Genomic DNA, 15737 nt, shown 5'->3' with positions numbered 1-15737 from the left:
TGGGATGGGTGCAGTCGATGCAAGGTTGCATTGACCTGAGCCTTTTTTAGTTTTTCAGCTTAGCTATTGGTACAAGGGAAACGCTGATTATGACAACTTACAGACCTCCCGAATCTGACACCGACCAGAGTCTTGTTAGCGAAGATCTGGTGACAGCTAATCATCTAGAGGTAATTGAGACCGTTATCTCTAGCTTGCAAGAAGACCAGAGTGCAATGGTGAGTCAGAGTGAACAGGGTCATCTGTGGAAGTTTCAGTATGGAACCGTTGAAGTATTTGTGCAGTTGACTGGGTTAACGGACGAAGATACTTTTACGGTTTGGGCGACGGTGTTAAAACTGCCTGCAAAAAATGAAGCGCAGTTGATGCAAAAGCTATTGAAGATGAATTGGTCGGATACCTTTGAGGCTCGTTTTAGCATTTTCGGTGACCAGGTGGTGGTGAATTCTACCCGGACGGTGGCTGAATTGTCGCCCGGCGAGGTGTCTCGGAATATTACGGTGGTAGCGACTGTTGCTAACGATAATGATGAGGCGCTTGTAGCTGAGTTTGGCGGTTAATGGCGATCGCCCCCCATTGGCGGTTGATCCCGCCACTTGAGGCACCCGGAAAAATTCAGATGGCGATCGATCGATGGCTGCTGAGACAGCATCAGCTAGGGCTGCATCCACCCACGCTGAGGTTTTATACCTGGCTACCTGCGGCGATTTCGCTGGGCTATCATCAGCAGCGCTATCCTGATCACTGGGAACAGTTGCATTGGCGGGACAAACCAATCGACCTGGTGCGTCGTCCTACGGGTGGGCGAGCAGTTTTGCACCAGGGCGATTTGACCTATGCAGTGATTGTTTCGGGCATTGCGGGTAGCCGAATTCAGGTTTACCAGGAAATTTGCCAATTTTTAATTCAGGGCTGGCGATCGCTTGGTGTAGAACTTCATTTTGGCAAAGCTGGACGTGGCTACATTCACAACCCCAACTGCTTTGGCACCGCTACCGGAGCCGACTTGGTTCTACCCGATGGGAAAAAGCTAATTGGTAGCGCTCAGCTTCACCGCAACGGAGCTACCCTTCAGCATGGCTCGATTCGCCTAAACCCTGATCCAGGTTTGTTTAAGCAAGTTTTTGAAGTTGAGGAGGCGATCGCTTCTCTCCCTTACTCAAAAGAAGCCATTATCGAAGCATTGACGGATTCAGCTCAGCAGTGCTTCAACATTCACCTCACTCCACAGCCCCTCTCACAGAAGGAATGGCAGGAGATCTCAGCTGAACTGTAAGCTTGCTTATTTCCCCAAGCTTGGCAACCAGCAAGCAACTAGCCCCCAACTCCTAACCCCTTCACTCAACTGCAGCTTTGGCGATCGCCTGAAGCTGCAACCCTGGTGGGTAAGCTCCTTCTTCCTTGATCCGGCGAATGATTGCCTCAGAAATTGGCACGTTGAGTCTGTCAGCAACCGCTCGAACGACATCTCCCCGGTCGATCACGCCAGCAACGGAGTCTGCGGGAGAAAGCACCGTAATTTGACGAAGAGATTGAGTTTCCAAGGTATCAATCACTTGTGTCAAAGGAGTTGTCTCCTGCACCGTTGGAATTGCAGTTAAGGGATGCACGACGCTGTGTAAGGGTTGAGTTTCCCATTGGACACGCTCAACTGAACGCAAATCCCCAATGGAAACCATGCCCCGATAGCGGCCATCTGAGGCGGCATAGTAGACGATTAGGTCTGATTCTTCGTGCAAATATTTGTCTGCAAACTGGCGAATCGTCATGGCTGCGTCCGCTACGCGAAACTCACGGGTCATGGCAGTTACTGCGGTGAGGCTAACCAACGCTTCCTGCAAATCAACCACGCGACCGTAAGCACGAGCATTGCGAACTCCAAACCAACCCAACAGCGCTAGCCACAGCAAATCAAGTCGTCTGTAGCTTAGGTAAGCCGTAATGCCGAAAATGACCGCTGCCCAACCCAACGCTTGCCCGGTTCTGGCAGACCAGCGAACGCCTTTGTGGCGGCTTCCGGTCAGCTTCCAAACGGCTGCTTTGAGAACTTGCCCCCCATCTAGAGGCAAGCCTGGAATCATGTTAAACAGCGCTAGAACCAGGTTAATACCTGCCAAATCAGACAAAACGGCAGCAAACGGATCACTCAGTGGAGCAAGTTGACTGATCAGTGTCAACAGTAAGAAGATTGCAAAACTAACAGATGGTCCAGCGATCGCCACCTGAAAAGCCTGCCCCGGTGTCTTTGACTCCTGATCGATAGAGGCAATTCCACCAAACAGAAACAGGGTAATGGAGTTGACGATAATGCCTTGCGATCGCGCTACCAAACTATGTCCCAATTCATGCAGCAGCACCGACCCAAACAGCAATAATGCCATGATTAATCCGACAATCCAGGTTGCTGTTGGGCTAAGTTCGCCTCCTTGCAGCGACGAACCGTAAAAGAACGTCACCAGCGCCAGGATGAAGAACCATGACGAGTCAATTAGCAGCGGGATGCCAAATACAGAGCCAATTTGCCAACCTGTTCTCATGCCACCTTCCTGACTCTGCCTACGGTGCCCATAGCGACGCACAATTTAAGGCACCAGGTTCAGGTAGACAGTACTAAACCTTCGCCTGGGTCGCACCTTTCCTCAATCTTACTGAAAACAGGTCTGACGCAGCCGAGAGCAAAAATTGGCGATCGCTCCAAATAAACAAGTAGGGGCAGTTCGCGAACTGCCCCTACAGGGATTTGTGGTTTATCCAAGTGGAAATTGCTGTAAGTCGCAAACGCTAGAGCAAACCTGCGTTGCTTAATCCTAAAATGGCTCCAGCTCCCAAAATATGACCAAAGCTGGCAGTTGCTAACAGTTCAGGAATGCCAAAGCCAGTAAACATAGCAGGCACTTCAACTGGAAGTGAAGGTCCAACGCCACGCTTTTGAATCGCGTAGTAGCCAATGGCGATCGCCAGCAGATTGCAAACAATCATGACAACAGCCGTGCTAGTCGACCAGGGCGAGGTAGAAGCAACAGTCGTGAGTAAAGTAGAGTAAATCAAAACAAATCTCCTGTATTGCGTGTGTCGAACAAATTTTTAGAAGCAAAAGCTTTCGTCAGAAAAGCAATAGGATTATAAAAATCTGCTGGACTACAATTTACGCTTTGTTTTAAGAGTTAACAGTCGGCGCTTAATTTGACACAAAAGTACGTAATTTTAAGAATATGAGGATCAAAATCTGCGGCATCACCAAGCCAGACCAGGGAAAAGCGATTGCCCAAATGGGGGCAACCGCACTTGGCTTTATGTGTGTGCCCCAATCTCCCCGCTACATTTCGCCTGAGCAAATTCGGCTGATAGTCGATCATCTGCCCGTCCACCCCCTGACTGGAGCATTAATTGATCGGGTTGGAGTGTTTGCGAATGCGACGTTGGTAGAAATTTGTCAGGTGGTGGCGATCGCCAATCTCAATGCGGTTCAGCTTCACGGCAGCGAGTCACCTGAGTTTTGCCAGCAGCTTCGAGCCGCCTTACCAGAAATTGAAATTCTTAAAGCTCTCCGAGTTCGCAGTTCAGAGACTCTGGCTGAAGCAAACGCTTACACGGACAGTATTGATGCGCTATTGCTCGACGCATACCACCCCAAACTGCTCGGTGGTACCGGAAAAACCTTAGATTGGTCGAGCTTGCAAAACTTCCGCCCAAATTGCTCTTGGCTTTTGGCAGGCGGACTTACCCCCAGCAATGTGCGAGAGGCTCTCAACCAGGTTTTTCCTGACGGTATTGACCTTTCTAGCGGGGTGGAGCATCTGCCGGGTGACAAAGACTTAGCCAAAGTTGCCCAATTGTTCGAGCAACTCAAACTGCACCATGTTGCTAAACTCCAATCCCTAGCCTCCAGCCCCTAGTTTCTCAGGCTCCAACACCATCTCATCTACCTCCGATTCCTCCAGCTCCTTCGCCTCCTCCAAGCGCTGCCAAACCGTTTGAAGCAGAGAATCTAGTCCAATCCGGGCGACGGCTGAAATTTTGAATACAGTTGTTTGGCTCAGTTCTTCGAGTTCAGTGGCGATCGCTTCCAAATCCTGCATTCCTGGCGTAACCGCGTCAATTTTGTTGAGTGCCAAAATTTGTGGGCGATCGGCTAAGCCCCGTCCGTATGCTTGAAGCTCTGCCTGGATTGTTTGATAAGCGCCGATCGGATCTTCGGACGTTGCGTCAATCAGGTGCAGCAAAACACGAGTTCGCTCAATGTGTCGGAGGAAATCGTGCCCCAAACCAGTACCTAGATGTGCGCCCTCAATCAACCCCGGAATATCTGCAAAGACAGTACCATCTCCGGTCGGCTTCCGAACCACACCCAAATTTGGCACCAGCGTTGTGAAAGGATAGTCGGCAATTTTAGGACGGGCTGCTGACAAGGCAGAAATCAGCGTCGATTTTCCGGCATTGGGCAGTCCAATGATCCCGACTTCTGCCAGCAATTTTAGCTCTAGGCGAATCAACCGAGTTTCTCCTGGCAATCCTGGCAGCGCATGTTCTGGCGCTCGGTTACGATTGCTAAGAAAGTGCTTATTCCCCAGTCCACCTTTACCGCCTTTAGCAACATAAAGCGTTTGCCCAGGAGTAGTCAGATCCCCCAAAATTTCGTCTGTTTCTACGTCATACACAACCGTGCCGCAAGGCACTTCAATCAGGCGATCGCTCCCTGCCCCGCCTGTCATATTCTTAGGTCCGCCCCGTTCTCCATCCTCTGCCTTAAACCGATGGGCGTATCTGAAGTCCAACAGCGTTTGCAAATGCTCAACCGCCTGGAGAATCACTGAACCGCCATTGCCGCCATTCCCACCAGCAGGGCCACCAGCAGGCACATACTTCTCTCGACGGAAAGCGACTATTCCATCGCCGCCATCGCCCGCCTGAACCTCAATCTCCGCCTGATCAATAAATTGCATAACAATAACGTCTAACCAAAATGTCTAGCCAATCGCCCTTTCCTCAATCATAGGCAATCCCAACCACTCCCCAACCCCAATCCGTAACCTCTCAGTCCCAACTCCTCATTCCTCCAACCCCTACTTTGCAATTTCTGCTTCTTCCCAGGGAAAACTATTCACGGTTGGAGAAACCTGATGAATCGTCTGGGCGATCGCTCTCCAAAAGGGGCGATCGCCTACGCCCTACAATAAGCTCATGCGTCGAAAACTGCCTCGCTGGTTAACTTACCTCCTGAGTGCCGGATTGGCGCTCCTGGTCGTCACCCGTCCTGCAATTCCTCAAGCCATCTCCGCACCTTCCAGTGAAATTCGGGGCGTGTGGCTAACCAACGTTGCCAGCGGCGTGCTGTTTTTACCCCAAGGCGTGAGTCGAGCCGTCAATCAGCTTGCCCAGCTTAACTTCAACACGCTCTACCCAGTCGTCTGGAATCGCGGCTACACCACCTATCCCAGTTCCGTCACTCAGGCTGCCACTGGTGAAACTCAGCTTCCCCTGCTGCACTCAACGCGAATTGGACGCAGTTTACTGGCAACGTTTATCCAGCAGGGGCACCAGCGAAACCTGCGCGTTATTCCCTGGTTTGAATATGGGTTCATGGCTCCCAGGCGCTCATCTCTGGTAAAACGTCATCCTGAGTGGCTGACCCAATATAGGGATGGGAGCCAGGTCTTGAAAGCAGGCACCGCAGAATTGGGTTTACCCGACACCCCTGAGACGCTCTGGCAGTCTCGTCGTTCTAGACTACGCCAACTGGTGCGGCAACAGTCCAGCCATCAGTTAGTTTGGCTTAACCCACTCCATCCCCAGGTTCAGGAATTTTTGCTGGACCTGATTTTGGAAGTGGTGACCCGCTATGACGTAGACGGAATTCAGCTAGACGACCACTTTAGCTTGCCGGTTGAGCTAGGGTACGACCCCTTCACAGCCCAGCTTTACCGTCAGGAACACCAGGGCAACTCTCCTCCTGACGATCCTTTAGACGAAGAGTGGATGCGCTGGCGGGCTAACAAGCTAGGTGACTTTATGCGACGAATCTTTTTGGCAGTCAAAATTGCTAAGCCAAACTGCTTGATTTCACTCTCACCTAACTCACCCGGATTTGCCTATCGACACTATCTACAGGATTGGCAAACCTGGGTCAGACAGGGCTGGCTGGGAGAAGTGATCGTACAAACCTACCGAAATGACCTTGATCGCTTCGTTGCAGAACTAGAGCAGCCTGCAATGCGAGAAATGCATCAACTTGTGCCAATGGGAATTGGCATCTTAACAGGCACCTGGAATAATCCGATCGCGATCGCCCAAATTCAGCAGCAGGTTGAGGCGGTACGCGATCTGGGATTTGACGGCATTTCTTTCTTCTACTGGGAAAGCCTCTGGGGTTACATCACACCAGAACCACCTAGAGAGCGGCGAAAGGGATTCCAGTCTCTCTTTCTGCCAACCGCTTAGGTTGAGAGCTACAAATCTTAAACTTCGCCTCTGAGCCAGCTTTTGTCAGTCATCGCACCTTTAAGGTTTTGCAAAACATCGAAAAACCATCCCATCAACCTATTGGCAGAAGAAACAATTAGCGCTAAGAATAGCATTCATGTAGCAATTTCCGGCGGGCTGTGGCTCACACTCACAATTTACCTATCAGAAGTTGCTTCGTTCTCTTTCGACTTGAAACCGCTGATTGAACTGGCAATATCTACCAAATTTTTTCAGGCGATCGCTTTTAGGGTGTGGTTACCCCTACATCGAAGGAATTCACGTAGACAAGAAGTGGGTGGAAACTGGTACAAGTAATGCTGCGATCGCCGCAGCATTCGCTAAAATCTATATCCAAACATTCGACCCACTTTTAACAAGCGTAGAACTGTAAGTAGTGAGCGCTTATTTGCAAAGAATCCTGAATCTCTGTCCTCTATTCTTGTTTTATCGCAGACTATACTCTTCACCACCTGATTGAAATATTTCTCTAATGACTGCTGCTCCAATTCCACGACAGCCATCTCAACCTTCTGAACGCTCTGGCGGCACTGCTTCGCCAGACATTACGCCTGTTTTTGCGTTGAAAGAACTGGTGGCTCGCTTGCATCGGGAGCAAAACAAGATTCAGGATTTGCTCAGTTCTTTAGGATTTGCGCTACGTAGCTTCAACAATCTCAATCAGTTTTTAGAACTCACACCCCTGATTGCTAGCCGTGTCACCGATGCTGATGGGGGCGCTCTGGTGCTGTTCAAGCCCAATGGTCAAATGCGCTTGGAGCGGTTGCACTGTCAAGATACAAACCAGTGCCAGGATATTCGTAAGGCGTTAGAGGCAGCTACTCGTCAAATGACCGCTTCTGCACCTACGTCTGGAAAAACAGTTGCTCCGGCTCAAAGTCTAACGACTGCTTTAGATCATCAAGTCAGTCAATCTCTTGGCGCAAACGTGCAGCTTTTTGGTACGGCAATTCTAGTCAAGAACGCCGAACGAGGCAGGCTGTATGTATTCAGTCGAGATTCAGAATATAGCTGGACGGAGACGCGCCAGAAGCTAGTCCGGCTGGTGGCTGACCAGACTGCCGTGGCGATCGAGAACGATGAACTGACTGTAGAACTACGGAAGAAAGAACGCCTGGATCGCGAGTTAGAAATTGGCGCAGAGATTCAGCTTCAGCTTCTGCCTCGGAGTTGTCCTAACATTGAGGGAATCGAGCTAGCAGCACGATGCCAAACGGCCAGTCGGGTCGGTGGTGACTACTACGACTTCATCCCAACGAACTACGACCAGATCCGTCCTCGCAAGACCGGGCGCAACGAAGCAGGACGATGGAGCCTGACAATTGGCGATGTCATGGGTAAGGGAGTTCCCGCAGGGTTGATCATGACTATGCTGCGGGGAATGTTGCGGGCTGAAGTGCTAAATGGTCACTCTCCTGCCCAGATTCTTCAGCACTTAAACCACGTGATGTATAGCGATTTAGAAAATTCAAATCGCTTCGTCACTCTGTTTTACTCGGAATATGATGTCACGACCCGAACTCTGTTTTACAGCAACGCGGCCCACAATCCGCCTTTGCTCTGGCAAGCAGCGACAGGCTCTATTAAGCAGTTAGACACGTTGGGAATGCTGATTGGGCTGGATATGGATACGCAATATCACGATGCTCAGGTGCAGCTTCATCCAGGGGACACCATTATTTACTACACGGATGGATTTACGGATGCAGCCAATCAGGGCGGCGATCGCTTTGATGAGGAGAATCTAACCCGTGTGTTTGACTGGGCTTGCCAAAATCACTATACGCCCCAGCAAATTCAAGATCATTTATTTGAGCAAGTGCAGCAGTTCGTGGGGGCAGACCACCGAACTGATGATGACATGACGCTGATCGTGATGCAGATTAAGCCCGATGGGGCGATCGCCAACTAGCCAAAGCAGTATCTTGAAGCTATATTTCTCCAGATTAAGCAGATTTAATTGAACTTGAGGCTTTACAACGGCTAAAAATCTGCGACGCTTATTGATGAGCAACTTTTGCTGCATCAATACAAGTTCTGTGTGAGGTTAGAGGGAGAATGTTACTAGTTCATTTAGCGCAGGATGCAACGACCTGGTTGGCTAGCGTGAGCGATTGGAGTGAGGTCTGGCAGGGCTACTGGCAGTCTCCAATTGACTGGAGCTTATTGGCTCAGCAGTTTGAAACGGACGTGTTTGCTGATTTTCGCAGTGCTTTCAACAACTTTATTGAATCTGGACAGGCTTGGGCGCTGGTCATTGGGCTAGTTCTGGGCTATCTTATCCGCAGTCTTACCTCTTACGGCTAAACAAAGCCTAAATGCCTATATTTAGAGCTAAATTCGGGAATAGGGTTTGATTGCTCACTGTCATCAAAAGTAGGACAGCTATTAACGGTAGGACAGCTAACTTGAGTAACGAATCTCAGCCACAGACCTGGAGTCAACGGTTTGAATCGGTGCTGCATCCGGCGATCGCCCGGTTTAATGCCAGCATCGAGTTTGATATTGCGCTGATCGAGTACGACATCACAGGCTCACAGGCTCATGCCACGATGCTGTCCCAGACTGGAATCATTTCCTCAGAAGAGGGAAGCCAGTTAGTTGCGGGTCTGGAGCAAATTCGGCAGGAATATCGCCAAGGGTTCTTTCACCCAGGCATTGACGCAGAAGATATTCACTTTGCCGTGGAGCGCAGGCTAACCGACATCCTGGGCGAGGTTGGCAAAAAGCTGCATACGGGGCGATCGCGCAATGACCAGGTTGGCACTGACACGCGACTTTATCTGCGCGACCAGATTCACCTCATTTGTCAACGGTTACGCCAGTTTCAGGGTGTGTTGCTAAACCTGGCAGAGCAACACATTGAAACCTTGATTCCTGGCTATACTCATCTCCAACGGGCCCAGCCTCTAAGTTTGGCACATCACTTGCTCGCCTATGTAGAGATGGCCGAGCGAGATTGTGAACGCTTGGGTGACGTATATAAGCGCACCAACATCTCGCCTCTGGGTAGCGGAGCGCTGGCAGGCACAACCTTTCCCATCGACCGCCATTACACTGCCGAACTGTTGGGCTTCGAGCGCGTCTATGCCAATAGTTTGGATGGGGTTAGCGATCGCGATTTTGCCGTCGAATTTCTCTGTGCCACCAGCCTGATCATGGTTCACCTCTCGCGCCTGTCAGAAGAGGTAATCTTATGGGCATCAGAAGAGTTTGGCTTTGTCACCCTCAAAGATAGCTGCTCTACTGGCTCTAGCATCATGCCCCAAAAGAAAAACCCTGACGTGCCAGAATTGGTGCGAGGGAAGACAGGGCGAGTATTTGGACACCTTCAGGCAATGCTGGTGTTGATGAAAGGACTGCCGCTGGCTTACAACAAAGACTTGCAAGAAGACAAGGAAGCCTTGTTTGACGGCGTTAAGACCGTACAGACTTGTCTGGAAGCTATGACAATTTTGTTTCAGGAAGGGCTAGAGTTTCGGGTGCCTCGCCTGGCAGCAGCAGTTGCGGAAGACTTTTCTAATGCAACAGACGTGGCAGACTATCTGGCAACTAAAGGTGTACCTTTCCGAGAGGCCTATAATCTAGTTGGCAAGGTGGTCAAAACCAGTCTTGCTGCTGGAAAGCTGCTCAAAGACCTGACGATCGAGGAATGGCAGACGCTTCATCCGGCATTTGAGTCTGATATTTATGAAGCGATCGCCCCTCGTCAAGTTGTCGCTGCCCGCAACAGTTACGGCGGCACCGGCTTTGATCAGGTAAGGCAGGCAATTGCAGCAGCGCGATCGCGCTTAAGTGTCGAGTAACCAGATGCTCAGCCTATTGACAAGTCAGCGCTGTTGGTTCACCAACCAACAGCACTGAGTCTTATTGCTATCTCCAACTCTGGTTCTACCTAATTCCACGTAGAACGAAAGTTGGTGGCAGAGAAAATTTAAGCGATCGCCTCTATTTGCTTTTTCTTGATCTAAATTAAATTGAATTTACAACTTAGCTAAAGGGGGTTGCTTACAGTTCCCAGAGATTAACCCACCGCTCAACGTGTTCCTCGATACCAAAATTCTCTCAGTAAGTATCTTGCTTACGAAAGATTGTATAAGTAATCGTTAGGGTTAAAATCTGGTTAAGATTGGGTTAATAAAATACCCTCCCTTTAGTCGTGCATGAAGTTACATCCTTCAAGGTATGTCTCAGGCATTCTAGAAATGCGGTTTTAAGGCATACCCCTATAATGAAAAACCAATCGAAAAGCCTGAAAACTTTAATTTATGGGAGCAAATTGCAGCAATGGACGAACTTTCCAACTTTCTCTACCCCCACAGTCGCTACCACGGTGAAGTCAAGCCAGAAAACCTGGTCTTTAATGCCAACCTACAGGAATTTGCTCAGCGTGTAAGCCTCATTTCTAACCTTGAAACTGGCGGAAAACTCACCCCTATCGAGTCTTTTCAACAGATCGAGTTGCTCTGGAAAAAGCTTAAAGACTCCAAGAAACAGCTTGGTATCGGCAGGCAGAGAGACGAGCACGGCTAGGATGCTGAGGATGTCTTTACGCCGCAGGAGACATCCTCTTACAACCTTGTGATTTGTAATCCAATAAATAAAAATTTGAGCGTGAGAATTATGGTTCTCACGCTCAAATTTTTATGGTTTTTATCGCAATGCCTATGAGACGCTATCAGCCGGGATTAGACTGAGAGCTATTGTCTCGGCGCTTAATCGGTTTGGCGAGTGGTTCCCGACGTTGAGGGGGGGCTCCGACTGGCTTGTCTCCGCGTGAGGGACGCTGCCCTTCACGGCTACCTTCCCACCGCTTTTTGCCGTAGCCACCGGCCATCGGTCGTCCACCTTTCCGCCCCCCACCGCCTTTACTGTCCTGGCGTTTTTTGGGCGGGACTAAACCGATCATAGTGCCGTCTTGCACAACCAGCAGGTTCTCTTGCCGCTGTACCTGTAAATCCCAGAAATAGCCTACTGCTTTACCGGTTAGAACGCCCTCCAAGTTTAGCTTAAAGGCTCTGCCCTGACTGTCTCCGCGGCGGGGAGACTGCTGAATTTTGACGATTAGCCGCTGATCTTCCTGAGACTGAAACAGCACCTCACCACGAATGGAGAAGTAGCCATCTTCATGCCCCGGAGAATCGATCGCTGATGCATCCGCTTCAACTTGAGCGCTACCCGACAGAGCAGCTTCCTCAGTATTCGCAGGTTGCTCAGAACCTTCAACTTCAGAGCCTTCCACTTTATTCAATTTTTCAGGTTCCCAAACGCCCACAATCTGCACGTGTAGATTGGTATTTTTTTCTCGCGTCCGAGGATACACTACCCACAGATGAGGCTGCTCTAGGTCAACATGTTTTTTGACCAGGCTCATCACACGCCCTAACAGAACGGCATCAATTGCAGTCCCGTCCTCTGTATGCAAGAAGCCTCGGGTAAACTGCTCGTCCGAAGGTTCGTATCTTCCCCGCACCAGTCCGATCGCCCGATATTGCATCGGTTCGCTAGCAGGCGGAATCGGCTGCTGTCGCATGGATGCGATCTGGCTATCAACGTCTTCCGCATCAGCGCCCTCAGAACTGATCTCAGATGCCTCGATCGGCAAGAGGTCTGGGGTTGGTGCTGACGCTGGTTTGGACACGGTTGAATCAGCCGCCGCAACTGAAGGTGCTGGCGCTGGCGCTGGCTTTGGAGGCATTAGCGGGGGAATTGCCTTGGGTTTTTCCTCTGATTCCAGATTTTCCTCTGACATTGCTTCTGAAGCATCTAAAACAGTAGGGGGAGCGCTTTCAAGGGTTGCGTTGGGCTGCTGATCCATATTATTCGTACTGGTTTCTGCTGAATTTGCAGGTTCAGGTGAAGGACTAGAAGAAGCCTGATTTTCAGGCTGCTCAGGGGAGGAAGCCGATTGAGATGAATTAGGGAACTGGTTCTGAGAAGGACTCACTAAAACCTCCTTGCGGTGGAAACCTGCCCGTCCACCATTAACCACTAAAGCAAGATACCAGTGCAGATTAAACACTAGGTTAGCATCCACACTAAACCTACCTTGCTAAAGAAATGAGGCTAGTGTTCGGTGACACCCAATTTGTTTATACGGGCACGATCGCCATCGTCAGGGATTTTTATCGAGCAAGGCAGATGTAGTTAATCATGGCAGAATGACAGTAGAGTTTGGGAAAGTTGTGTGTTTGATAAACGCAATCGCTGGATCATCAATCTAATCATGGGTTTTGCAGTACTCTGCTTTGTCGGGCTAGCGATTTTGCCGCTCGTTGGGCTACTGCGAACCACCCCCACCACAGCTAATGCCCCAGCTAATGCCCCAACATCAGACTTGGAGGCGCAGGCACGGGGTTATGAACTGGTATTAGAGGATGAACCCGATAACCAAACCGCACTTCGCAATCTATTGAGGGTTCGGCGGGAGTTAGGTGATGTTGAGGGAACGATCGCCCCGCTGGAGAAACTTGCAGAGCTCAACCCAACTCAACCCGAATATACGATTTTGCTGGCACAGGCAAAGCAGCAGGTTGGCGATCGCGAAGGAGCCGCCCAAGCCTATCGCAGCATTTTGACAACCCAACCCGGAAATATCTATGCCCTCCAGGGGCTTGCCGCTCTATTGATTGAGCAAGAGCGCCCGGAGGCCGCAATTGGTTTGTTGCAGGACACCCTGCGGAACGCAAATCAGGCGAATCAAATTCAAGCCGGTAGTGTTGACTTAACTTCGGTGCGGCTGTTGTTGGGGCAGGTCTACGCAGAGAGCGATCGCTACAATGAGGCGATCGCGGTCTACGAACAGGCAATTCAAAGCGATCGTCAGGACTTTCGCCCAGTATTAGCAAAAGCGTTGGTGCTGCAAGCTCAAGGCAAAGATACTGAAGCACAACCCCTGTTTACCACCGCTGCCTCTCTAGCTCCCGCCCAATACAAAGACCAGATTAACCAACTTGCGGCTGGAGGAGTAGAAGAACTTCCTCCACCCCTGACTGAAGATTCTCCGAGTCAGTCTTCGCCCGCTCCCGCTCCCGCCCCCTCGCCCGAAGAGACTCCAGCCTCCACACCTGAGTAATCTGCAATGGCTGTCTAGACTTAGGTTACAGCCAGATCTCTTCACTCATGCTTCATACGTAAGAGAGCTAAAACGGGTGAGACGTAAAGAGTAAGTAAATATACATTTTTGTCCCTAGCAATAGTGCGTATAGATTGGCTACCTTAAAACTCGACATCCGTGTGGAGTTACGTAATGCCGAGCTAAATTTTCTTTTTTTATACGAAACCCACAGTGATTTCACTGGCAACCCAGTGATTTTGAAAAGGGCAGAAAATTCTTCACTTTACGTCATACTCTGCTCAACAAAATTCGCTGTAAGTTCGCTGTGGGTCTTCTATTAACGGTTTCAGGGGCATCGTCTCCCGTGTCACTTTTGCTGACTTAAAAGTTGGCATTTCAGCATTTTTCCACCTGAGTTAAGCAAGTTATCTCGTCTTCTCCTACAGTGCCTCAGTTGTAAAAGCACTAACCAGGAGCTAGGCGGAATATTGCTATGCAAAAGCTTACAGGTGAATTTAGTCTCCAAGAATTTGTATAACTTGCAAAGGTAGGTTCCCAGTACATGGCATCCGATATTCGCTCTTCCATTGAAAAAGCAACTGCAAGCAGCTACAGCAATACAGAGCGCGCTAGCAGCCTCAGTTCCTCAACCACGACCAATCTGCGTCGCTCCAGTGCTGCTAGAGCTAACACAGGTCCTCTAGCACGTGTTTCGGTGACTAATATTGAGAGAGCAACTGGCGCAACCAAAACGTTTTCTGTAACCTACGCTGACAGTAACGGTATTAACCTTAGAAGTATTGGATCTAGGAACATTCTCGTTACCGCTGGAAATAAATTCAGACAATTTGCTCGACTGGTGAGTCCAGCAAAATTTGTTGCAGGAAGCAAGAATACACGGGCGATCGCAACCTACAGCATTACTGCGCGGGACAGAGCTTGGAGTGCAAATGAGAATGGTCGATACTCAATTTCTCTACAGGGACGACAGGTCAAAGATACACTTGGAGCTTTTGCCGCCCCACGCAAGCTAAAGGACTTCCTGGTTGATGTTCCAACTGTATCTTTTGTTAGTGGAGCCATCACTGGCCCTGGAGAGTACACCCTACGCGTCAACTATAGAGATAGAAACAATATCAGCTTGCCTAGAATCGATTCAGCTGATCTTGCTGTCTCTGGCGGCCCAACTCCACTCAACGTGCAGTTTGTCAGCGCTGAACAGGGGCGCACTGGCACCCTGGCGACCTACCGCATTAGCGCTCCAGACAGTCGCTTTGATCCAGATGACTATGGCACCTACAGCATCAGCCTACGCGCCAACCAGGTCAGCGACATCGCCCGTAATTTTGTCCAACCAGGATTAATACGCTCATTTACAGTGAATGAAGCGGCGCTACCGCCGATTGGACTTTTAGGTAGTGAGAGAACAATCGAAAGCGGCGCACAAAATCACTTGTTCACCGTAACGTATCAGGACAATGGTTCTGTTGATGCCACAACCCTTGGAACGGACGATGTCCGGGTAACTGGACCCAACGGCTACAACCAACTTGCAGAATACGTTGGATCTCAAACTGGTGCTAATGGACTCACAGCCACCTACCGCATTTCTGCTCCAGGTGGAAGCAGTTGGGGAGCAGATGAGACGGGCGCTTACCAAGTGTCACTGGTCGCAAATCAGATCGCGGATAATAATGGAAACACCAATGTGGCGGCTACCTTGGGGAGTATTCAGGTTAACCCTCAAAGCTTGAGGTTTGAAGCAGAAACCTTCACTTCAGACGGGTCCTACTTTGTTGAAAGAAGTGTTACCACTGCCTCGGGTGGAAGAGTGCTTCGAGTGAGACAGCAAAGCACTCCAGGTCAAGCTTCTCGACTATTCACAGGTCCATCTGGTACATACAACATTGTGGTTGGCTACTTTGATGAGAATGATGGAGTAGCTAAGCTTTCAGTCAAGATTAACAATACCTTGATCGACAGCTGGAATTTTGACCAGAACTTGGGTAGCACTACTGCGACTTCTCAGACGTTTGTAGAACGACAAATCGCCAACGGTATTAGTGTTTCCCGCAACTCGACAATTAACCTTGAAGGAATTTTTGCGGGCGGAGAGGCCGCGCGGGTCGATTACATTGAATTTATTCGGGTTTAATTGGTCCAGGTAGTATGGTGCTGGTTGCTTGAGTCAGGCATAATA

15 protein-coding genes are annotated in these 15737 nt (G+C 49.9%); 11 read left to right on the top strand and 4 right to left on the bottom strand.

Annotation, left to right across the window (positions count from 1 at the left end):
- Positions 1 to 89 precede the first annotated feature (89 nt).
- Entirely contained in the window at positions 90 to 560 is a 471-nt protein-coding gene (locus H6F93_RS28960; protein WP_190643376.1) for a YbjN domain-containing protein, read from the top strand.
- A complete protein-coding gene (locus tag H6F93_RS28955) occupies positions 560 to 1276 on the top strand; it encodes a lipoate--protein ligase family protein (RefSeq protein WP_190688655.1) in 717 nt (238 codons plus the stop codon). Before H6F93_RS28960 ends, H6F93_RS28955 begins: the two co-directional genes overlap by 1 nt.
- A gap of 61 nt (positions 1277 to 1337) precedes the next feature.
- On the opposite strand, the gene H6F93_RS28950 is transcribed toward H6F93_RS28955, so the two are convergent.
- Positions 1338 to 2537 (bottom strand): site-2 protease family protein, encoded by a 1200-nt coding sequence (locus tag H6F93_RS28950; protein WP_190688652.1) that lies wholly within the window; start codon positions 2535 to 2537, stop codon positions 1338 to 1340.
- Positions 2538 to 2781: 244 nt separating this feature from the next.
- On the bottom strand, positions 2782 to 3048 hold the full coding sequence (psaK, locus tag H6F93_RS28945) for a photosystem I reaction center subunit PsaK (RefSeq protein ID WP_190688648.1): 267 nt from the start codon (positions 3046 to 3048) through the stop codon (positions 2782 to 2784).
- Positions 3049 to 3212: 164 nt separating this feature from the next.
- On the opposite strand from psaK, the gene H6F93_RS28940 reads away from it, so the two are divergent.
- Positions 3213 to 3896 (top strand): phosphoribosylanthranilate isomerase, encoded by a 684-nt coding sequence (locus H6F93_RS28940; RefSeq protein ID WP_190688645.1) that lies wholly within the window; start codon positions 3213 to 3215, stop codon positions 3894 to 3896.
- Here H6F93_RS28940 and obgE read toward each other — a convergent pair.
- On the bottom strand, positions 3879 to 4943 hold the full coding sequence (obgE, locus tag H6F93_RS28935) for a GTPase ObgE (protein WP_190688642.1): 1065 nt from the start codon (positions 4941 to 4943) through the stop codon (positions 3879 to 3881). The two genes, H6F93_RS28940 and obgE, sit on opposite strands and share 18 nt — an antisense overlap.
- 238 nt (positions 4944 to 5181) lie before the next feature.
- On the opposite strand from obgE, the gene H6F93_RS28930 reads away from it, so the two are divergent.
- The 6 genes from H6F93_RS28930 (at position 5182) to H6F93_RS28905 (ending at position 11013) form a co-directional block, all read left to right on the top strand.
- Complete coding sequence (locus H6F93_RS28930) at positions 5182 to 6438, top strand: glycoside hydrolase family 10-like protein (protein ID WP_190688639.1); 1257 nt, start codon at positions 5182 to 5184, stop codon at positions 6436 to 6438.
- A gap of 226 nt (positions 6439 to 6664) precedes the next feature.
- Positions 6665 to 6853, top strand: a complete 189-nt coding sequence (locus tag H6F93_RS28925; RefSeq protein WP_190643369.1) for a hypothetical protein — start codon at positions 6665 to 6667, stop codon at positions 6851 to 6853.
- A gap of 99 nt (positions 6854 to 6952) precedes the next feature.
- Complete coding sequence (locus H6F93_RS28920) at positions 6953 to 8392, top strand: GAF domain-containing SpoIIE family protein phosphatase (RefSeq protein ID WP_190688636.1); 1440 nt, start codon at positions 6953 to 6955, stop codon at positions 8390 to 8392.
- 146 nt (positions 8393 to 8538) lie between these two features.
- Positions 8539 to 8787 (top strand): hypothetical protein, encoded by a 249-nt coding sequence (locus H6F93_RS28915; RefSeq protein WP_199314183.1) that lies wholly within the window; start codon positions 8539 to 8541, stop codon positions 8785 to 8787.
- Positions 8788 to 8888: 101 nt separating this feature from the next.
- The gene (gene argH, locus H6F93_RS28910; protein ID WP_190688633.1) at positions 8889 to 10286 is read left to right on the top strand and encodes an argininosuccinate lyase; all 1398 of its coding nucleotides are present in this window, start codon (positions 8889 to 8891) and stop codon (positions 10284 to 10286) included.
- A 481-nt stretch (positions 10287 to 10767) separates the two neighbouring features.
- Positions 10768 to 11013, top strand: a complete 246-nt coding sequence (locus H6F93_RS28905; protein WP_190643366.1) for a DUF7219 family protein — start codon at positions 10768 to 10770, stop codon at positions 11011 to 11013.
- Between the two features lie 145 nt (positions 11014 to 11158).
- Here the strand turns inward: H6F93_RS28905 and patR are convergent, their stop codons facing one another.
- On the bottom strand, positions 11159 to 12517 hold the full coding sequence (gene patR / locus H6F93_RS28900; RefSeq protein ID WP_199314166.1) for a heterocyst master regulator PatR: 1359 nt from the start codon (positions 12515 to 12517) through the stop codon (positions 11159 to 11161).
- Positions 12518 to 12667: 150 nt separating this feature from the next.
- Between patR and H6F93_RS28895 the strand changes: the two genes are divergently transcribed.
- Together H6F93_RS28895 and H6F93_RS28890 are read left to right on the top strand one after the other, a co-directional pair.
- Positions 12668 to 13555 (top strand): tetratricopeptide repeat protein, encoded by an 888-nt coding sequence (locus H6F93_RS28895; RefSeq protein ID WP_190688631.1) that lies wholly within the window; start codon positions 12668 to 12670, stop codon positions 13553 to 13555.
- Between the two features lie 544 nt (positions 13556 to 14099).
- Complete coding sequence (locus H6F93_RS28890) at positions 14100 to 15692, top strand: carbohydrate-binding protein (protein ID WP_190688629.1); 1593 nt, start codon at positions 14100 to 14102, stop codon at positions 15690 to 15692.
- Positions 15693 to 15737 lie beyond the last annotated feature (45 nt).

Source organism: Leptolyngbya sp. FACHB-671 (assembly GCF_014695745.1).
GTDB lineage: Bacteria > Cyanobacteriota > Cyanobacteriia > Elainellales > Elainellaceae > JAAUTN01.
The sequence above is the reverse complement of the archived record's forward strand: the minus strand, read 5'-3'. Positions and strand labels throughout refer to the sequence as shown.